General features: G+C 71.4%; 17 protein-coding genes. 8 read left to right on the forward strand and 9 right to left on the reverse strand.

Features of this window, described 5'->3' with window-relative positions; genetic code table 11:
- Positions 1–133: 133 nt before the first annotated feature.
- Complete coding sequence (gene serA / locus ACGFRG_RS17345) at positions 134–1,723, forward strand: phosphoglycerate dehydrogenase (protein ID WP_393264715.1); 1,590 nt, start codon at positions 134–136, stop codon at positions 1,721–1,723.
- 68 nt (positions 1,724–1,791) lie between these two features.
- Positions 1,792–2,412 carry a TetR/AcrR family transcriptional regulator gene (locus tag ACGFRG_RS17350; RefSeq protein ID WP_361420491.1) on the forward strand — a complete coding sequence of 207 codons (621 nt, stop codon included), beginning with the start codon at positions 1,792–1,794 and terminating at the stop codon, positions 2,410–2,412.
- Here the strand turns inward: ACGFRG_RS17350 and ACGFRG_RS17355 are convergent.
- Positions 2,401–3,582, reverse strand: a complete 1,182-nt coding sequence (locus ACGFRG_RS17355; protein WP_393264918.1) for a PucR family transcriptional regulator — start codon at positions 3,580–3,582, stop codon at positions 2,401–2,403. The two genes, ACGFRG_RS17350 and ACGFRG_RS17355, sit on opposite strands and share 12 nt — an antisense overlap.
- A gap of 184 nt (positions 3,583–3,766) precedes the next feature.
- Here ACGFRG_RS17355 and ACGFRG_RS17360 point away from each other — a divergent pair, with 184 nt between their 5' ends.
- Positions 3,767–4,693, forward strand: a complete 927-nt coding sequence (locus tag ACGFRG_RS17360; protein WP_361420488.1) for a proline dehydrogenase family protein — start codon at positions 3,767–3,769, stop codon at positions 4,691–4,693.
- A 31-nt stretch (positions 4,694–4,724) separates the two neighbouring features.
- Positions 4,725–6,356 carry an L-glutamate gamma-semialdehyde dehydrogenase gene (pruA, locus tag ACGFRG_RS17365; protein WP_393264719.1) on the forward strand — a complete coding sequence of 544 codons (1,632 nt, stop codon included), beginning with the start codon at positions 4,725–4,727 and terminating at the stop codon, positions 6,354–6,356.
- Between the two features lie 83 nt (positions 6,357–6,439).
- Here the strand turns inward: pruA and ACGFRG_RS17370 are convergent, their stop codons facing one another.
- Both ACGFRG_RS17370 and ACGFRG_RS17375 read right to left on the reverse strand, forming a co-directional pair.
- On the reverse strand, positions 6,440–7,306 hold the full coding sequence (locus ACGFRG_RS17370) for an alpha/beta fold hydrolase (RefSeq protein ID WP_393264722.1): 867 nt from the start codon (positions 7,304–7,306) through the stop codon (positions 6,440–6,442).
- Between the two features lie 96 nt (positions 7,307–7,402).
- The gene (locus ACGFRG_RS17375; RefSeq protein WP_361420478.1) at positions 7,403–8,107 is read right to left on the reverse strand and encodes a nitroreductase family protein; all 705 of its coding nucleotides are present in this window, start codon (positions 8,105–8,107) and stop codon (positions 7,403–7,405) included.
- A 112-nt stretch (positions 8,108–8,219) separates the two neighbouring features.
- On the opposite strand from ACGFRG_RS17375, the gene ACGFRG_RS17380 reads away from it, so the two are divergent.
- The gene (locus ACGFRG_RS17380) at positions 8,220–8,762 is read left to right on the forward strand and encodes a GNAT family N-acetyltransferase (RefSeq protein WP_361420475.1); all 543 of its coding nucleotides are present in this window, start codon (positions 8,220–8,222) and stop codon (positions 8,760–8,762) included.
- A gap of 89 nt (positions 8,763–8,851) precedes the next feature.
- On the opposite strand, the gene ACGFRG_RS17385 is transcribed toward ACGFRG_RS17380, so the two are convergent.
- A complete protein-coding gene (locus ACGFRG_RS17385) occupies positions 8,852–9,700 on the reverse strand; it encodes an NAD(P)-dependent oxidoreductase (RefSeq protein ID WP_361420472.1) in 849 nt (282 codons plus the stop codon).
- Between the two features lie 124 nt (positions 9,701–9,824).
- On the opposite strand from ACGFRG_RS17385, the gene ACGFRG_RS17390 reads away from it, so the two are divergent.
- The gene (locus ACGFRG_RS17390; protein WP_393264726.1) at positions 9,825–10,658 is read left to right on the forward strand and encodes a helix-turn-helix transcriptional regulator; all 834 of its coding nucleotides are present in this window, start codon (positions 9,825–9,827) and stop codon (positions 10,656–10,658) included.
- On the opposite strand, the gene ACGFRG_RS17395 is transcribed toward ACGFRG_RS17390, so the two are convergent.
- From ACGFRG_RS17395 to ACGFRG_RS17410, 4 genes are all read right to left on the reverse strand, one after another.
- Positions 10,648–12,708, reverse strand: coding sequence for a phosphocholine-specific phospholipase C (locus ACGFRG_RS17395; protein WP_393264729.1), 2,061 nt, complete (start codon positions 12,706–12,708; stop codon positions 10,648–10,650). The genes ACGFRG_RS17390 and ACGFRG_RS17395 overlap by 11 nt on opposite strands.
- 141 nt (positions 12,709–12,849) lie before the next feature.
- Entirely contained in the window at positions 12,850–13,614 is a 765-nt protein-coding gene (locus tag ACGFRG_RS17400) for a hypothetical protein (RefSeq protein ID WP_361420463.1), read from the reverse strand.
- Positions 13,611–13,958, reverse strand: coding sequence for a PadR family transcriptional regulator (locus ACGFRG_RS17405; RefSeq protein ID WP_361420460.1), 348 nt, complete (start codon positions 13,956–13,958; stop codon positions 13,611–13,613). Before ACGFRG_RS17405 ends, ACGFRG_RS17400 begins: the two co-directional genes overlap by 4 nt.
- 194 nt (positions 13,959–14,152) lie before the next feature.
- Positions 14,153–15,154, reverse strand: coding sequence for a zinc-binding dehydrogenase (locus ACGFRG_RS17410; protein WP_393264732.1), 1,002 nt, complete (start codon positions 15,152–15,154; stop codon positions 14,153–14,155).
- Positions 15,155–15,255: 101 nt separating this feature from the next.
- Here ACGFRG_RS17410 and ACGFRG_RS17415 point away from each other — a divergent pair, with 101 nt between their 5' ends.
- Together ACGFRG_RS17415 and ACGFRG_RS17420 are read left to right on the forward strand one after the other, a co-directional pair.
- Positions 15,256–16,140: a LysR family transcriptional regulator gene (locus ACGFRG_RS17415; RefSeq protein ID WP_361420454.1), complete on the forward strand. Its 885-nt coding sequence runs from the start codon at positions 15,256–15,258 to the stop codon at positions 16,138–16,140.
- Positions 16,141–16,347: 207 nt separating this feature from the next.
- Positions 16,348–16,491, forward strand: a complete 144-nt coding sequence (locus tag ACGFRG_RS17420; RefSeq protein WP_361420451.1) for a hypothetical protein — start codon at positions 16,348–16,350, stop codon at positions 16,489–16,491.
- 91 nt (positions 16,492–16,582) lie between these two features.
- Here ACGFRG_RS17420 and ACGFRG_RS17425 read toward each other — a convergent pair whose 3' ends face one another.
- Positions 16,583–18,163: a purple acid phosphatase family protein gene (locus tag ACGFRG_RS17425; protein WP_393264736.1), complete on the reverse strand. Its 1,581-nt coding sequence runs from the start codon at positions 18,161–18,163 to the stop codon at positions 16,583–16,585.
- Between the last annotated feature and the right edge of the window lie 90 nt (positions 18,164–18,253).

The raw sequence follows: 18,253 nt of genomic DNA on the forward strand, positions 1-18,253 counted from the left end.
AGCACCACTACACTGCTGCTCAATACCTACGCGTCAGGCCCACAGCGTCGTGCGTCTTCCACGCGGCTAGCACCCTCCACCGCCTGCGGCCGTCGGGACGGCAGTCCGCAGCATTGGACTTGTGAGGACTCACGTGAGCTCGAAACCTGTCGTACTCATCGCTGAAGAGCTGTCGCCCGCCACCGTCGACGCCCTTGGTCCGGACTTCGAGATCCGGCACTGCAACGGCGCGGACCGCGCCGAACTGCTGCCCGCCATCGCGGACGTGGACGCCATCCTGATCCGCTCGGCGACCAAGGTCGACGCCGAGGCGGTCGCCGCCGCCAAGAAGCTGAAGGTCGTCGCCCGCGCGGGCGTCGGTCTCGACAACGTCGACGTCTCCGCCGCCACCAAGGCCGGCGTGATGGTCGTGAACGCGCCGACCTCCAACATCGTCACCGCCGCCGAGCTCGCCTGCGGTCTGCTCGTGGCCACCGCGCGCAACATCCCGCAGGCCAACACCGCGCTGAAGAACGGCGAGTGGAAGCGGAACAAGTACACCGGCGTCGAGCTGAGCGAGAAGACCCTCGGCGTGGTCGGCCTCGGCCGGATCGGCGTCCTGGTCGCGCAGCGCATGTCGGCCTTCGGCATGAAGATCGTGGCGTACGACCCCTACGTACAGCCCGCGCGGGCCGCGCAGATGGGCGTGAAGCTGCTGACCCTGGACGAGCTCCTGGAGGTCGCCGACTTCATCACCGTGCACCTGCCCAAGACCCCCGAGACGCTGGGCCTGATCGGCGACGAGGCGCTGCACAAGGTGCAGCCGCACGTGCGGATCGTGAACGCGGCGCGCGGCGGCATCGTCGACGAGGCCGCGCTGTACTCGGCGCTCAAGGAGGGCCGCGTCGCGGGCGCGGGCCTGGACGTGTACGCCAAGGAGCCCTGCACGGACTCCCCGCTCTTCGAGCTCGACCAGGTCGTGTGCACCCCGCACCTGGGCGCCTCCACCGACGAGGCCCAGGAGAAGGCGGGCATCGCGGTCGCCCGCTCGGTGCGCCTGGCGCTCGCCGGTGAGCTGGTGCCGGACGCGGTGAACGTCCAGGGCGGCGTCATCGCCGAGGACGTCAAGCCCGGTCTGCCGCTCGCCGAGCGCCTGGGCCGGATCTTCACCGCGCTCGCGGGCGAGGTCGCGGTCCGTCTCGACGTCGAGGTGTACGGCGAGATCACCCAGCACGACGTGAAGGTGCTCGAACTCAGCGCGCTCAAGGGCGTGTTCGAGGACGTGGTCGACGAGACGGTGTCGTACGTCAACGCCCCGCTGTTCGCGCAGGAGCGCGGCGTGGAGGTCCGGCTGACCACCAGCAGCGAGTCCCCGGACCACCGCAACGTGGTCACCGTGCGCGGCACGCTCTCGGGCGGCGACGAGGTGTCGGTCTCCGGCACTCTGGCCGGCCCCAAGCACCTCCAGAAGATCGTGGCCATCGGCGAGTACGACGTGGACCTGGCGCTCGCCGACCACATGGTCGTGCTGCGCTACGACGACCGTCCCGGCGTCGTCGGCACGGTCGGCCGCATCCTCGGCGAGGCGGGCCTGAACATCGCGGGCATGCAGGTCGCCCGCGCGTCGGAGGGCGGGGAGGCGCTGGCCGTCCTCACGGTCGACGACACCGTGCCGCAGCCGGTCCTCACCGAGGTGGCCGAGGAGATCGGCGCGGTCTCCGCGCGCTCGGTGAACCTGGTCTGAGCAGCTGCGTACTCGGCTCGTAGACGCTTGTCTTAGACATTCGTCTACGGGCCGAGTACGCTCCCCGCATGGGACACCGTGAGGATCTGCTGGAAGGCGCGAAGCGCTGCCTGCTGGAGAAGGGCTTCGTGCGCACCACCGCGCGCGACATCGTGAAGGAGTCCGGGACCAACCTGGCCTCGATCGGCTACCACTACGGCTCCAAGGACGCCCTGCTCGCGCAGGCGTACCTGGAGATGATCGAGAGAATCGGCGAGGACTTCGACGGCCCGCCCGGCGAGGAGCCGAGCGGCGCGCCCGGCTCGCTGGAGCGGTTCCAGCAGGTGTGGGCGAACGTCATCGAGACGATGGACACGGCCCGCCCGATCTGGCTGCTCAGCCTGGAGGTGGTCACCCAGGCCGACCGGATGCCCGGGGTCCGCGAGCACCTGGCGAAGGCGTCGATCGAGGGGCGCTCGGGGCTGATCCCGATGTTCCAGGGCGGCGCGGAGCCCGAGCGGGACGACCCCGTCGTCTCCTCGCTCGGCGGGCTCTACCAGGCGCTGCTCAACGGCCTGATGATCCAGTGGGCCTTCGACCCGGACACGGCCACCGACGCCGAGAAGCTGACCGAGGGGATGCGCCTGCTCATCGAGGGCGCCCGCAAGGCGGACAGCGGCGGCAGCGCGGAGCAGACCTCACAGGCGTGACGCCTTCAGCGCCATATGGAGCAGCAGCCGGTCCTCCCCGTCGTCGAGGTCGAGCCCGGTGAGCTGCTCGACCCGGGAGAGCCGGTAGTAGAGGGTCTGGCGGTGGATGCCGAGCGCCGCCGCCGTACGGCCCGCCTGGCCCGCGCAGTCGAGGAACACCTCGGCGGTGCGGGCCAGTTCGGTGTGGGCGGGGGAGAGCAGCGCCCGCACCGCCCGGTCGTGGGGTGCGGTGTCGGGGAGCGCGGTCAGCAGCCGGTACGGGCCGATGCCGCTCCACTGCGCCACCGGCCCCAGCCGTGCCTCGGCGCGGGCCGCCCGGGCCGCGGCTCTCGCCTCGTGCCAGGAGGCGGGCAGTTCGGCGAGCCCCCGGCGGGGTACGGCGATCCCGGCGGCCGCGCCCGGCCCGCCCGAGGCGCGCAGCCGCTCGGCGGCGGACAGCGCGGGCGCGAGCGCGTCGGCGGACCGGAGCCGGACGAGCGCGGCCAGCGCCTGCGGGGCGGCGGCGCCCGTGTCCTCGTCGGGAGCGCTCCGCTCCTCCCCGTACGTTCCCCACGGCACCACGCACAGCGCCGCCGTGCCCGCCACCGTGCGCACCGACGGGGCCTCGCCCGGCCAGGGGGTCGCGCAGACCACCGCGTGCAGGCCGTCCGCGTCCGGGCCGAGCGCCGCGCGCAGGGCCGCCATCGCCATGTCGCGCTGCCAGCCCCGGCCCGCCGTCAGGACCGCGCGGAACTCCCGGGAGAGATCGGTGCCCGCTTGGGCCTCGTCCGCGAGCAGACCGCCGATCCGGGCCGCCACCTCCATCGCGGCCGCGAGCCGGTCCTCGGCCGGGCCCGGGTCGGCGTCGAGCAGCCATACGTAACCGAGCACGATGCCCCGGTGGCGCACCGGCAGACAGACGCGGTCGCGGAAGACGCCCGCCTCGGGGGCGGCCGGGATGCGCACCGGGCCGGTGGCGCGGGTGATGCCGAACCCCTCGAACCAGGCGCGGACCGCCGGGGTGGAGCGGCGGGTCAGGATCGAGCGGGTGCGCACGGGGTCCATGGCGCTGTCGTCGTCGGAGTCGTGCGCGCCGAAGGCGATCAGCTTGAAGTCCCGGTCCTCCAGGGTCGCGGGGGTGCCGAGCAGCGCCGAGATCTCATCGACCAGGTCCTGGTAGTCGCCCTTCACGTCAGACATTCTCGCGCACATCGGCGCTGCCTTCAGACATCTGTCTGAGATGCGGGGCACGGATGCGTGACAGGTGTCGATGGCAGAGGATCGAAACGGTCCCTAGGTTTCACGGTGGTTCTCCGTGCCGTTCCCCAATAGTCGGGTTTCGGCCTCCTGCTACCCCTTTCCATGGAGGTGCCCCGTGCTGGGTCCCGTGATCCTTGCCGCGTCGCGCAGCGACAAGATGCGCCGTTTCATCTCGGCCGCCCCCGGCACCAAGCAGGTCGTCGACCGGTTCATCGCCGGTGAGACGGTCGACCAGGTGGTGCCGATCGTCAAGGACGCCGCCGGCAAGGGCCTGGAGGTCACCCTGGACGTGGTGGGCGAGGACATCACCACGGTCGAGCAGTCGTACGCCGCCCGGGACGCCTACCTGGAGCTCATCGGCCGCCTCAAGGACCTGGACTTGGGCGCCCGCGCCGAGATGTCCGTGAAGCTCTCCATGTTCGGCCAAGCGCTGGAAGGCGGCCACGAGCTGGCCCTCGCCAACGTCCGCCCGGTCGTCGAGGCCGCCGCCGCGATCGGCACCACGGTCACCCTGGACGCCGAGGACCACACCACCCTCGACTCGATGTTCGCCATCCACGAGGAGCTGCGGAAGGACTTCCCGCAGACCGGCTGTGTCATCCAGGCGTACCTCTTCCGCACTGAGGACGACGCGCGCCGCCTGTCGGCCGCCGGCAGCCGGGTCCGGATCGTGAAGGGCGCCTACAAGGAGCCCGCCTCCGTCGCGTACCAGGACAAGGCCGAGATCGACAAGGCGTACGTCCGCATCCTGAAGATCCTGATGGAGGGCGACGGCTACCCGATGATCGGGTCGCACGACCCGCGCCTGATAGCCATCACCCAGGAGCTCGCGCGGCGCGCCGGGCGCAAACTGGACGAGTACGAGTTCCAGATGCTGTACGGCATCCGCAGCGACGAGCACGTCCGGCTCGCGGCCGAGGGCCACCGGATGCGCGTCTACACGGCGTACGGCACCGACTGGTACGGCTACTTCATGCGCCGCCTCGCGGAGAAGCCCGCCAACCTGCTCTTCTTCGCCCGCTCCATCCTCACCAAGGGCTGAGCCCACCCCTCACAAAGGAGTTCAGAGACTCATGGACGCTGTAACCCAGGTCCCCGCTCCCGTCAACGAGCCGGTGCACGGCTACGCCCCCGGTTCCCCGGAGCGCGCGCGCCTCGAAGCCAAGCTCAAGGAGCTGGCCGAGAACCCCATCGAGCTGCCGATGACCATCAACGGCGAGCGCCGGATGGGCGGCGGCGAGCGCTTCGACGTCGTGCAGCCGCACAACCACAAGGCCGTCATCGGTACGTACGCCAACGCGACGACCCAGGACGCCCAGGACGCGATCGACGCGGCGCTGGCCGCCGCCCCGGCGTGGCGCGCGATGTCCTTCGACGACCGCGCCGCGATCATCCTGCGCGCCGCCGAGCTGCTGGCCGGCCCGTGGCGCGAGACGCTGGCCGCCTCGACCATGCTGGGCCAGTCGAAGACCGCCCAGCAGGCCGAGATCGACACCCCGTGCGAGCTCGTCGACTTCTGGCGCTTCAACGTCCACTACGCCCGCCAGCTGCTCGCCGAGCAGCCCCCGGCGAACTCCCCGGGCGTGTGGAACCGTATGGACCACCGTCCGCTGGAAGGTTTCGTCTACGCGATCACGCCGTTCAACTTCACGGCCATCGCGGGCAACCTGCCCACCGCCCCGGCCCTGATGGGCAACGTGGTCGTGTGGAAGCCGTCCCCGACGCAGACCCACGCCGCCGTGCTGCTGATGCGGCTCCTGGAGGAGGCGGGCCTGCCCAAGGGCGTCATCAACCTCGTCACCGGTGACGGCCTGGCGGTCTCCGAGGTCGCGCTGAACCACCGCGACCTCGCGGGCATCCACTTCACGGGTTCGACCAAGACCTTCCAGCACCTGTGGAAGACCGTCGGCACGAACATCGAGAAGTACCGCACCTACCCGCGCCTGGTCGGCGAGACCGGCGGCAAGGACTTCGTCGTCGCGCACCCGAGCGCCGACCGCGCTGTCCTGAAGACCGCGCTGACCCGTGGCTCCTTCGAGTTCCAGGGCCAGAAGTGCTCGGCGTCCTCGCGTGCGTACGTCCCGGCCTCGATCTGGAACGACGGCTTCAAGGAGGAGTTCGCGGCCGAGGTCGACGGCATCACCATGGGTGACGTCACCGACCTGTCGAACTTCATCGGCGCCGTCATCGACGAGCGCTCGTTCGCCAAGAACAAGGCGGCCATCGACCGTGCGAAGGCCGACGCCTCCTGCACGATCGTCGCGGGCGGCACCTACGACGACTCGGTCGGCTACTTCGTCCGCCCGACCGTCATCGAGTGCTCGGACCCGGCCAACGAGGTCTTCACGACCGAGTACTTCGGCCCGATCCTGGCGATCCACGTCTACGACGACGAGAAGTACGACGAGATGCTGACCCAGATGGAGTCGGTCTCGGACTACGCGCTCACCGGCTCGGTCATCTCGGGCGACCGCGCCGCGGCCGCGTACACGATGGACAAGCTGCGCTACGCCGCGGGCAACTTCTACATCAACGACAAGTCGACCGGCGCCGTCGTCGGCCAGCAGCCCTTCGGCGGCGGCCGCGCGTCCGGCACCAACGACAAGGCGGGCGCGCCGCAGAACCTGATGCGCTGGACGCTGACCCGCGCCATCAAGGAGACCCTGGTGCCTCCGACCGACTACACGTACCCGCACATGGGCTGACGCATAGTCACTTCCTGAAACCCCGCCCCCGTCCTTGGTCCCCCAACCGAGGACGGGGGCGGTTTCCATGTGTGCCGCCGTTCTCAGACCTTGCGGGCCAGGAAGTCGCCGATCAGGGCGCCGATCCGGCGCGCGTGCGTCTCCAGGGCGAAGTGGCCGGTGGGCAGGAGGTGGACCTCCGCCTCGGGCAGGTCGCGCTGGAAGGCGAGGGCGCCGGCCGGGACGAAGATCTCGTCGTGCGCGCCCCAGGTGGCGAGGAGGGGGACCTGGCTGGTGCGGAAGTACTCCTGGAACGCCGGGTAGAGGTCGAAGTTGGAGCCGTAGTCGGCGATCAGGTCCAGCTGGATCTCGGCCTGGCCGTCGCGGGCCATCAGCGCCGCGTCGTGGTGGTACGCGTCCGGGCTCACCAGCGACGGGTCCACAAGTCCGTGCAGATACTGCCACTTGATGCCGTCGAGCGAGCGGATCTCGCGGACCGGCGCCTCGGTCTCGGGGGTGCGCTCCGCGATCAGCGCGAGCGGCGCGGCCCACGCCTCGCCCAGGCCCTCGGTGTAGGCGTTGCCGTTCTGCGTGACGATCGCGGTGACCCGCTCGGGGTGCTTGAGGGCGAGCCGCAGCCCGATGGGGGCGCCGTAGTCCTGGATGTACAGCGCGTACCGGGTGAGCCCGACCCGCTCGGTGAACCGGTCCGTCAGATCGGCCAGGTCGGCGAAGGTGTACGAGAACTCCTTCGCCGACGGCGCCGAGGAGTAGCCGAAGCCGAGGTGGTCGGGGGCGATCACGCGGTAGCGGTCGGCCAGCAGGGGGATCAGGTCCCGGAACATGTGGGAGCTGGTGGGGAAGCCGTGCAGCAGCAGGATCGCGGGCGCGTCGGGCGCGCCCGCCTCCCGGTAGAAGATCTCCTGACCGTCGACGGTCACGCTCCGGTAGTGGATCTGCGCCGCGTCCATCTGTGCCCCCTCGTGCCGGCGCGACCGATCGTCGCGCGGTGGGCACAGCCAATCGCGAACACACCTAACCTGTCAATGGAGTTTTAGGGGTTAGTCTCAGATTTCGATCAGCACCTGGTCGAGCGATTTGCGGACCAGGTCCGGGACTTGGCAGTCGTCCGCCGGATAGCCGACCGGGATCACCGCGAACGCCTTCTCGTTGGTGGGACGGCCGAGCACCTCGGACAGGAACCGCATCGGGCTGGGGGTGTGGATCAGCGCGGCGAGGCCGCACTGGTGCAGCGCCGACAGGAGCAGGCCGACCGCCATCCCCACCGACTCGTCCACGTAGTAGTGCTTGTGCTTGGTGCCGTCCTCGGCCAGCCAGTACCGCTGCTGGAAGACGACGATCAGGGCCGGGGCGTCGGTGAGGTGCGCCTTCACCGCGTCCGTGCCCAGCGGGCGCAGCGCGGCCAGCCACTCCTCGCCGAGCCGGCCGTCGTAGGAGCGGCGCTCCTCGTGCTCGGCGGCCTCGCGGATGTGCCGCCGCACCTCGCGGTCGCGGACGAGTACGAAGGTCCACGGTTGCTGGTGGGCGCCGGAGGGCGCGGTCGCGGCGCACGCGATGGCGTCCCGGATCACCTGCTCGGGGACCGGGTCGGGGGAGAACTGCCGTACGGTCCGGCGCCGGTCCATCGTGTCGCGCAGCTCGGCCGCCCGCGCCAGGGATTCGGCGGCGGGCATCCGGTCGGGCCGGTAGGGAACGGGGCGGTAGGGATCGCCGTGGGTGGGCGTCCACCGCTGCTCTGTCGACGGTGACATGCCACCGAGTCTGCGGCACGGCCGCCGGGCGCGGTAGATCGCGAAACGGTCACCGGGTCCGGGCACGCCGTACGGCGGGGTGGAACGCGAAACGGCCTGCGAGAGTGGGCGCATGACTGAGTCACAGCACACCGCCCACACCTCGCAGCTCGGCCCGGACGGCCTGCCGAGGATCCGCGCGCTGCTCGACGCGGCCTTCGAGGGCGACTTCAGCGACGAGGACTGGGACCACGGTCTCGGCGGTGTCCACTCCTTCCTCGACGACGAGTCCGGGCTCGCGGCGCACGGCAGCGTCATCATGCGCCGGGTGCTGCACGGCGGCCGCTCGTACCGCATCGGCTATGTCGAGGCCGTCGCCGTGCGCGCGGACCGGCGCCGGCAGGGGCTCGGCGGGCGGGTCATGGCCGCCCTTGAGCATGTGATCGACGAGGCGTACGAGTTCGGCGCGCTCTCGGCGTCCGACGACGGGGCGGGGCTCTACCGGGCGCGCGGCTGGCAGCTCTGGGAGGGGCGGATCGAGGTGCTGAGCCCGGACGGGGTGGTGCGGCTCGCCGAGGAGGAGGGCAGCACGTTCGTGCGCCCGGCGGCGGGCCGCCCGCTGCCCGACCCCGCGCTGCCGCTGATCTTCGACTGGCGCGACGGCGACGTGCTGTGACAGCGGTGCGCGGGGCGGCGGTCCGGACCCCCGTCCCGGACCGCCGCCCCGCGCATCTCACCGTCCTGTAACGGCGTTACAGGACGGTGTTACAGGACCCCCGCGTCCCGTGCCGTCCACACCGACGGGTACAGCGGGCGAAATCCCAGCTCGTCCCGGATCCGCAGGGTCGACACGATCGTGTAGAACGGGTCCGGGTCGGTGCGCTCGGCCAGCTGCGGCGGCACCTCCACCCCGTTGAGCTGGAGCAGTTCGACCGCCGTCACCGGGCTGTCGTCCGCGATGTTGTACTTGCGGCCCGCGACCCCCGGCGCGTACAGCAGCCGCGTCAGGCCCTGGGCCACGTCGGCGTGGTGCACCATCGGCAGCCGCTGGTGCCCGGCCCACTGGGACGCCCAGTGCACCGACTGCGCCAGATGCGGGTCGCCCTCGCCGTAGACGAAGGCGAGCGCGCCGATGCGCACGTCGAGGCCGTGCTCGCGGTGGAGCGCGAGCAGCCCGGCCTCGGCCGCCCCCTTGGACTGCGCGTACGGGCCCCACAGCGGGCCGCCGGGCACCGGCTCGTCGTCCTCGGTCAGCGGACGGCCGCGCCCGAGCCCGTACACGAGGTTGGACGACACCTGGACGAAGCGGCTCACCCCGGCGTCGAGCGCGGCCCGGCCGAGCGCGATCGCCGCGTCGCCGTTGACCGCCCGGTTCTCCGCCTCCGGCACATCGCGGTAGGCGACCGCGAGGTTGACCACCGCGTCGACCCCGGCCAGCGCCTTGCGCACCGACTCCGCGTCCCGTACGTCGCCGACCGCCACCTCATGGGCGCCGAGCGCGTGGCCACGGGCTTCGTCGCGCACCAGCACGCGCACCACGTCGGACCGCTGCAGCAGCCTCGGCACATACCGCCGCCCGACCTGGCCCGTCGCGCCCGTCACCAGAATCCGCATCGTCCACTCCTCTCGGTTGCCTGGCTCAAGGCTGGCGCGAGGTGGCCCGTGGCGGGAGGGGTGTACGCATCCAGGGAGCGACACTCCCTGGATACCTGCGGGGACCGACCGTCATGCTGAGGGCGTGGACAGAGAAGAACTCGCGGATTTCCTGCGGCACTGCCGGGCCCGTCTGGAACCTTCGGACGTGGGCCTGGCGGCCGGGCCCCGCCGGCGCACGGCGGGGCTGCGCAGGGAAGAGGTCGCCCAGCTCACCGGGATGTCGGTCGACTGCTACACCCGGCTTGAGCAGGCCCGCGGCTCGCGCCCGTCCCGGCAGATGCTGACCGCGCTGGCGCGGGCGCTGAGGCTGACCCAGGACGGGCGCGATCACCTCTTCCACCTCGCCGACGAGGAGCCGCCGCGCGAGCGGCACGGCTCGGTCCATGTGCGCCCCGGTCTGATGCTGATCCTCGACCGGCTGCACGACGCGCCCGCGCAGGTGATGAGCGACTGGGGCGAGGTGCTGGCCCAGAACGCGCTCGCGGCCGCCCTGGTCGGCGAGGCCATGCCCGGCCGGAACATCATCCGGGGCTACTTCACCGAGCCCTCGGTGCGCCGGCTCTTCCCGCCCGAGGACCAGGCCGAGCACGCCCGCAACCACGTGGGCCAGCTGCGCGCGGTGCTCGCGGCCCGCCCGGACGACCCGGGACCGGCCGCGCTGGTGGCCGAACTGAGGGCGGCGAGCGAGGAGTTCGCGGCGCTGTGGGGCGAGCACGAGGTGGCGGTGCGGCGCTCCAAGGTGAAGCGGTTCGTCCACCCCGTCGTCGGTCTGCTGGAGCTCGACTGCGAGGTGCTGCTCAGCTCCGAGCACGGCCAGTACCTGGTGGTGCACTCGGCGCGGCCCGGCACGGAGGCCCACCAGCGGCTCGAACTGCTGCGGGTGGTGGGCCTCCAGGACCTGACGGTCAGCCGCTGACCGAGGCGTCGCCGGTCTCGATGTGGCCGGTGTAGCGCCGCGACCAGGTCGAGTCGACGTCCACCGTGACGGTGAGGTCGTACCAGCCGTTCTGGTACGCCACCGCGTTGAAGTAGTCCTCGGTCGAGGAGCCCGCCGCGACCTGGTACGTCCAGGGGCCGTCCGTACGGTAGTTGTCGGGCCTGATCGTGAAGGTCACCGGCGACGACGACGTGTTGGTCATCTTGAACCAGATGGCGATGCGCCCGGTGCCGCTCTCCACGCCGTACCGGGCCGCCACCTCGACCGCCTTGCCCGGCGCCGTCGCGTCGCCGGTGAAGCGGCGCTGGAAGCGGTTGGGGCCGGTCATGGTGAAGTCGTACTTGCCACTGCCGAAGGCGAGGCCGATGTTGAAGAAGTCGCTGGCCGTGCCGCCCGCGTCGACCGTGTACTGCCACGGCGTGGTGTCGCGGTACGCGTTGGGGTGCAGCGAGAAGTGGGCGGCCGACGTCGCCGGGTCGCCCTGGTTGGCCATCGAGAACCAGGCCAGGATCTTGCCCGCCGCCCCGTACTCGAAGCGGTCGAGGTTGCCGTTCGGCTGGTACGGCAGCGCGCGGGCCGGGCGGGTGCCGCTCTCCTGCACGGGCAGCGCGTTGTTCTGCGGCGCCGGGTTGGGCAGCGGGCCGCAGTTCACCCCGAGCGCCTTGGTGGCGGGCAGCCCGGACGGGACGCCGTACACCGGGTTGGTGAAGTCGAAGACGCCGGTCAGGTCGCCGGTCACCGTGCGGCGCCAGGGGCTGATGTTCGGGCAGGTGGCGGGGGTGCCGAGGGCGGCGGTCCAGGTCTCCAGGAAGCGCAGCACCGAGGTGTGGTCGAAGACCTCGGACGACACCCAGCCCCCGCGCGTCCACGGCGACATGACCAGCATCGGGACCCGGAAGCCCAGGCCGACGGGGACGCCGCCGACGAACTCCCCGGCCGCGCCCGAGGGCGGCGACGGCGGCGGGACGTGGTCGAAGAAGCCGTCGTTCTCGTCGTAGTTGAGGAACAGGACGGTCGAGTCGAACACCTCGGGGCTGGCCGCGAGCGCCCGGTAGACCAGGTCCACGAAGTGCGCGCCGTCGCCGGGCGGGGCGTAGGGGTGCTCGGAGAACGCCTGGTTGGCGACCACCCAGGAGACCTGCGGGAGGGTCCCCGCGAGCGCGTCCGCCTTGATGGCGGCGGCGATGTCGTCGGGGGTCGAGCCGGTGGCGGCCGGGACCGAGGACATGCCCCGGTCGTGCAGCGGGTCGCCGGCCGGGGCGTCGGTGAACTTCTTGAAGTACGCCAGACCGTTGTCGCCGTAGTTGTCGTTGGCGTTCTGGTACACCTTCCAGCTGACCCCGGCCCGCTGCAGTGCCTCCGCGTACGTCTCCCAGGTCAGCCCCGACTCGTCGCCGCCGTCCTTGCTGGCCGCGTCGACCTTGCCGCTCCACAGGAACGTACGGTTGGGGCCGGTGGCGCTGAGCGCGGAGCTGAAGTAGGCGTCGCAGACGGTGTAGTTGTCGGCGAGCGCGTAGTGGAACGGGATGTCGTCGCGGTCCAGGTAGCCGAGCGAGCGGACGTTGCCGACGCCCAGCACCCAGTTGTCCATCCGGCCCTTGTTCCAGGCCGAGTGCTGCGAGGTCCAGCTGTGCGGGAGATCGCCGCTGCACTGGGCGAGCGTCTCGCCGTCGGCGCCGCCGGAGGCCGGGGTGGAGCTGAGCTTCCACGGGTACTGCCGGCTCAGCCCGTTGGGCTGGTTGAACACCGGCTGCCCGCCCGAGATCAGGATCCCGCTGCGGTCGCCGAAGCCGCGTACGCCCTTGAGGCGGCCGAAGTAGTGGTCGAAGCTTCGGTTCTCCTGCATGAGGATCACCACGTGCCTGACGTCCTGGACCGTGCCGGTCGCCGAGGCGGCGGCCGCTGTGGTGACCGCCGTGCCGGTGACCGCCGTGCCCCCGGCCGCCTCGGCCGTCCCCACCGGCAGTACGGCGCCCGCCGCCACGCCCGCGCCGAGCGCCACGAACCCTCTACGACTGATCGGTGTCATTCCCGAACCGCCCGCCCTCTTGGCCTGCTAGTGCCCCAGCGGCACATCGAGCAGAAGGGTGGACCCGCCAAAGGTGTGAAGCCATACCTCTACCGGAAGGGATGGGTGAACACTGGGTCAACGGGCGGTATGGCGGGGCGGCTACGCGTCCTCGACACCCGCCGCGACCTCGCGCTTGATCCTGCGCAGGCCGAACAACGTCCCGATCACGCCCGAGAGCACCGCCGAGACGAACACGACCGGGAGGATGCCGTCGCCCGCGTAGTGGATCGCCGCGAAGGTCACCGTGCCCGAGACCACCGCGCCCGCGGCCATCTGCTTCAGCTTGCCCCGGTAGGTGCCGCTGAGGAAGAGCTGCTTGGCGGGCGGCGCCACCAGCTCGTCGAGCTCGGCGGCGGGACCGGCGCTCGCGGCCTTGGGGCGCTTGAAGTACATGAAGAACATCCACTGCGCGCACGGCTCCCAGCCGTCCGGGGCGAGCGCCGCCGTGAGCGACTCGCGCTCTCTCGCGTTGTTGGCGGCCTCGCGCCGGTACTCCCAGCGCATCGCCGCCGACGGGTCGCGGCGGCACACGAACCGGCCGAGCCGGTCCAGGCCCTCGACCTCCCAGCCCTGGTCGCCGTAGTGGTTGAGGTGCTTGCGGTCGGTGTAGATGTCGGCGGCCCACTTCCAGGTCTCCGCCTCGGCGGCCGGCTCCTCGGCCGCCGAGCCCCCGGTGAGCCGGGCCGCGAAGTCCTGGGGATCGCCGAACTCCTCGTACGCGTCCGTCGATCCGCTCTCCGCGAGATAGCCGGTGAGCTCGGCGACGGTGGTCGTCGCCTGCTGCTCGCTCATGCCCCGGGCCAGCAGCCCGGCGGCGAGCTCGATGAAGTAGTCGGGCCTCGCGGCGCCGTCCGTCCCGGTCATGTGGTTCCCCCTGATGTCGCGCTGGTCAGCATGGTCTTCACGGCGGTGTGGAACTCCAGCCAGGACGCGCCCTGTTCGGCGAGCGCCCGGTGTCCGTCCTCGGTCAGCCGGTAGTACCGGCGGCCCGGCCCGCGCTCGGCGGCGCGGAACTCCCCGACGGCGAGCCCGGCCTCTTCGAGCCGGTTCAGTACGGGGTAGAGCGTTCCGCCCTTGATCTCCCCGAGCCCGGCGGCGGCCAGGGCCTTGGAGATCTCGTAGCCGTAGCTCTCGCCCTCAGTCAGACAGGTGAGGACGAGGAGGTCGAGGACGCCCTTGAGCCAGCTGGATCTGCGGTCTGCGGCCATGCCTGTATTCCACCACCAGCTAGATAGGAATGCAACCTAGGTGGTGGTGCAGAGCTCCCCTGAAGGGGCGCGGGGCTGTGACATGTGCGGCTCCGCCGCGATGGGGGTCCCCCCTGTTCGAGCGGAGTCGAGAACTTGGGGGAGCGACAAGCCACGCACGGTCCGCAGACGAACAACCCGCCCCCGCGGAGCGCTCAGTCGCAGACGCGGATCAGCATCTTGCCCGTGTTGCCGCCCCGCAGCATGCCGATGAACCCCTCCACCGTCCGCTCCATCCCGTCGACGACCGTCTCGTCCGAGGCCATGCGCCCGGACCGCAGATGCGGCACCAGGAACTCCTCCAACTCGCCCTGCGCGTCCCGGTGGTCGCGTACGAGGACGCCCTCCAGGCGCAGGCTCTTCGCCACCACGGAGTAGAGGTTGCGGGGCGCGGCGGGCGGTGCGGCGGGGTTGTTGTACTGCGCGACCGCGCCGACCCAGGCGATCCGGCCATGAGCGCGCAGCGCCGAGATCGCGCCCTCCAGGTGGTCGCCGCCCACGTTGTCCAGATACGCGTCGATGCCGTCCGGCGCCGCCTTCGCCAGCTGCTCGCCCACCGGCCCGTCGTGGTAGTCGAACGCGGCGTCGTAGCCGACCGCTTCGGTCAGGAAGCCGACCTTCGCGGCCGAGCCCGCGCTGCCCACGATCCGCCCCGCGCCGAGCAGCCGCGCGATGCGGCCCGCCGCCGTGCCCACGCCGCCCGCCGCGGCCGAGACGAACAGGTCCTGTCCGGGCCGCAGTTGGAGCGTGCGGGTGAGCGCCACGTACGCGGTGAGGCCGGTGCCGCCGAGGATGCCCAGATGCGCGGAGAGCGGGACGCCCTCGTACGGCTGGATCGTGCGCGTGCCGTCCGTGCCGAGGGTGACCAGGGCGTGGGTGCGCCAGCCCTGGCGATGGAAGACCAGGTCGCCCTCGCGCAGCCCCGGGTCGCGGGAGGCGACGACACGGCCGAGCGCGCGGCCCTCCAGCGGCCGGAACAGCGGGCCGACGTCCATGACCTCGCGGTGGTACGGGTCCACGGACAGGTAGAGGTTCTCCACCAGCGCCGTGCCGGGCGCCGGGTCGGGAACCGGGGCCTCGACGAAGGCGAAGTCGGCGGGGGTGGGCAGGCCCGTGGGGCGGGCGGTCTGGTGCACGGTGATCGAGGTCGTCGTCATGGATGAGGACGGTAGGAAGGAATGCGCGCGGTGGGCAGGGGGTTGCGTCGATGGAACGCGCCGATCCATCAATTCCGTTCATACGTCCAGGTGGGAGCCCCATGTCGAACGATCTCGCCCCGCGTGAACTGCGCGTGCTCGTCGCGGTCGAGGAGGAGCGCAGCTTCTCCGGGGCCGCCGGGCGGCTCGGTATGACCCAGTCGGCGGTATCGCACTCGGTGCGTTCCAGCGAGGCCAAGATCGGCGCGGTGCTCTTCGAGCGGGGCCGCGGCGGGGCGGCCCCGACACCTGCGGGGGAGAGGGCCGCCGCCCATGCCCGCCGGGTGCTGCGGCTGCTCGACGCGCTGGGGGCGGAGGCGCGCGGGGCGGCGCCGGACCCGGCCGACGACACCGCGTCCGGACCGCTGCGGATCGCCGCCTTCCGTAGCGCCGCGCTGCATCTGCTGCCGCCCGCCCTGGAACGCCTCACCGCCCGCCACCCCGGCATCGTGCCCGAGGTCCACCTCGTACGGGAAGTGGGGCCGGGGACGGCTGGGGAGGTCGCGGCGGGGCGGGCGGATCTGGGCATCGCGACGGTCGGGACGACCTCGCCGGTGCCGTCGGGGCTGGTCGGCGGCGTCCTGCTGAAGGAGGGGTACGCGCTGGTCCACCCGGCCGGGCATCCGGCGCCGCGCTCGCTGCCGCTGGTGGACTGGACCGAGAACTGCACCTCGTACACCCGTGAGTGGTGGGCCGGGCAGGAGTGGATCCCGGCGGCGACGGTGCGGGCGGAGGACGACGGAGCGGTGCTCTCGATGGTGAGCAGTGGTTTCGGTATGGCGATCATGCCGGAGTTGTCGCTGGTCGGAGCGGAGCACACGGTCGAGATCACTGATCTCGGTCCGGAGCGCCCGACGCGGGACGTCGGCTATGTGACCACGCCCGAGCTCGCCTCCACGGTCGCCGTACGCGCCCTGATCCGGGAGCTGCGCGCGCTGCGGCGGTGAAGTCGCCGTCTCGGATAGTAGGAAGTCCGAGTAATTGTGGAGACAGGAGCGGGGTCCTCCCTTAGCTTTGTAGAAGCCGAACGTCTCGCTAGATCCAGCGAATGGCGGTCGCGAGCGCCGTGCCCCCTGGCAGGCAACCCCTGTGGCAGCGCTCCCCGCCCCTTCCGGCGCCCTGATATCCCCGTGATCTCAAGGAGTCGATCCCTCATGCCCGAGACGATGACCGTCCGCCGTGTCCGCCATGTCGCCCGTACGAGCGATGCCGACCGCAAGAACGCCGCGGCCGCGCTTCAGCGCGCGCTCGACCGTCGGGACAACGGGGGTGCGACGGGGCACGTGCGCGGCCAGTAGGTACGTTTTCGGGTGCGGGCCGTCTTGGGCTGGTCGCGCAGTTCCCCGCGCCCCTGAAGATGTAGGCGCGCGGGGACGTCAGTGCTCCCCCTTACCTACCGCGCCTGATCTCGAAGTGGTCGATGCGGGCGCCCGACTCGGCCAGGGCCGAGACCGTCATGCGGGGGTGCCTGCCCGCGTCCACCTGGACCGCGAGGAACGAGTAGCCGGTGTAGCGCACCCGCGACCACTCCACGGTCTCCTTCGCCTTCGCGCCGCCCTTGACCCAGTGGTACGTCGGCACGCTCTCCTGGTCCTTGACGTGGCCCTCGTAGCTGTCCGGGGCCGGGAAGTCGTAGAGCGAGCGGCCCGCGCCGCCGGCCGTGACGTAGACGATGCCGTCGCGCGTCGGGTCGGTGCGCTCGCCGATCGGGACCTTGCGGCCGACCGCGTTCGCCTTGATGGCGTCGGTGCGCTCGTAGACGTGGTTGTGGCCGTTGATGACCAGGTCGACCTGGTGCTTCTCGAAGAGCGGCACCCACGCCTCGCGCACCCCGCCCTCGGAGGCGTGCGAGTTGGTGGTCGAGAAGGCGCAGTGGTGGAAGAACGCCACGATGAAGTCGACGTTCCGGTCCGCCCGCAGCTCGGCCAGACGCCGGTCCAGCCACTGGGTCTGCTTGCCGCCGCTGATCCCGTAGTTGGCGGGGATCTCGTACGAGATGTCGTTGGCGTCCAGGGCCACGACGCCCACGTTGCCGTGCACGAACGAGTAGACGCCGGGCAGGTTCACCGGGTCCGGGCCGTTGTGCGGCAGCGACCAGCGGGCGTTCTGGCCGCCGTAGCCGTCCGGCGAGTACCAGGCCTCCATGTCGTGGTTGCCGGTGGTCACCATCCACGGCACGGTCTTGGCGACCGACTCCGTCTGGGCCAGGAACTGGTCCCAGGTGCGGGCGTCGTAGGTGTCGCCCGAGGTGCCCGAGCCCGACGGGTCGGCGTAGCAGATGTCGCCCGCGTGCAGATGGAACGACGGGTTCTGACCGAGGATCAGCTGGTCGTTGCCGAGGGCGTGGTAGCTGACGCCCTGGTCGCCGAAGGCCGTGAAGGTGAACGACTCGGCGCGCTCGGGCGCGGTGGTGAAGGTGCCGAGCGTGCCCAGGTTGCGCGGGTCCGCCGGGTCGAAGCCGTCGTGGCCGACGCCGTAGTAGTACGTGGTGCCGGGCCGCAGCCGCTCCAGGCCCGCGTGCACGTAGTACTGCTCGGCCGCCGCGATCTTCCCGCCGTTGAGCGCGGGCGTGGTGAGGTGGCGCACCTCGGCGGCGATGCGGTGGCTGAGCGACCACGGCTTGAGGCCGATCCGCAGGTACGGACGGCGCACCGCGAACGGGACCTGCCAGGAGACCGTCATCTGGGTCTTGGGGTCCGCGCCGTACTGGAGGTGGCGGCCGAACGGCGCGACCAGCGAACCGTCCACGTGCGGCGCCGAGTTGCGCGCGGTCAGCACGGTGGGCGCGGCGTACGCCGTCGACGCCGAGGCCAGCCCGGTGCCCACCCCGGCACCGGCGACCGCCGCGGTGGCCACGGAAGTGCGCAGTACTCCGCGTCTGGTCAGACGCGTGCGCAGGTACTCGTGCTGCTCGGCCATGGTCATGCGGCCGGCGAGCTTCTCGGGTACACCGAAACGAGGGATGTCCATGGCCGGAAACTTCCTCTTCTCAGGCGACGCGAATCTCACGAGTGGGTGAACGGGACGTTACGGCTCCCCATGCAACTCCCCGGAATCTCC

Origin of the sequence: Streptomyces sp. NPDC048696, assembly GCF_043198895.1 — a bacterium.
Lineage (GTDB): Bacteria > Actinomycetota > Actinomycetes > Streptomycetales > Streptomycetaceae > Streptomyces.

Excerpts from the sequence above, each read along its gene's own strand:
- ACGFRG_RS17350 (WP_361420491.1), top strand. The coding sequence starts at position 1,792 with ATGGGACACCGTGAGGATCTGCTGGAAGGCGCGAAGCGCTGCCTGCTG.
- ACGFRG_RS17415 (WP_361420454.1), top strand. The coding sequence starts at position 15,256 with ATGTCGAACGATCTCGCCCCGCGTGAACTGCGCGTGCTCGTCGCGGTC.
- ACGFRG_RS17370 (WP_393264722.1), bottom strand. The coding sequence starts at position 7,306 with ATGGACGCGGCGCAGATCCACTACCGGAGCGTGACCGTCGACGGTCAG.
- ACGFRG_RS17380 (WP_361420475.1), top strand. The coding sequence starts at position 8,220 with ATGACTGAGTCACAGCACACCGCCCACACCTCGCAGCTCGGCCCGGAC.
- ACGFRG_RS17375 (WP_361420478.1), bottom strand. The coding sequence starts at position 8,107 with ATGTCACCGTCGACAGAGCAGCGGTGGACGCCCACCCACGGCGATCCC.
- ACGFRG_RS17420 (WP_361420451.1), top strand. The coding sequence starts at position 16,348 with ATGCCCGAGACGATGACCGTCCGCCGTGTCCGCCATGTCGCCCGTACG.
- ACGFRG_RS17410 (WP_393264732.1), bottom strand. The coding sequence starts at position 15,154 with ATGACGACGACCTCGATCACCGTGCACCAGACCGCCCGCCCCACGGGC.
- ACGFRG_RS17400 (WP_361420463.1), bottom strand. The coding sequence starts at position 13,614 with ATGACCGGGACGGACGGCGCCGCGAGGCCCGACTACTTCATCGAGCTC.
- ACGFRG_RS17405 (WP_361420460.1), bottom strand. The coding sequence starts at position 13,958 with ATGGCCGCAGACCGCAGATCCAGCTGGCTCAAGGGCGTCCTCGACCTC.
- pruA (WP_393264719.1), top strand. The coding sequence starts at position 4,725 with ATGGACGCTGTAACCCAGGTCCCCGCTCCCGTCAACGAGCCGGTGCAC.
- ACGFRG_RS17425 (WP_393264736.1), bottom strand. The coding sequence starts at position 18,163 with ATGGACATCCCTCGTTTCGGTGTACCCGAGAAGCTCGCCGGCCGCATG.
- ACGFRG_RS17385 (WP_361420472.1), bottom strand. The coding sequence starts at position 9,700 with ATGCGGATTCTGGTGACGGGCGCGACGGGCCAGGTCGGGCGGCGGTAT.
- ACGFRG_RS17395 (WP_393264729.1), bottom strand. The coding sequence starts at position 12,708 with ATGACACCGATCAGTCGTAGAGGGTTCGTGGCGCTCGGCGCGGGCGTG.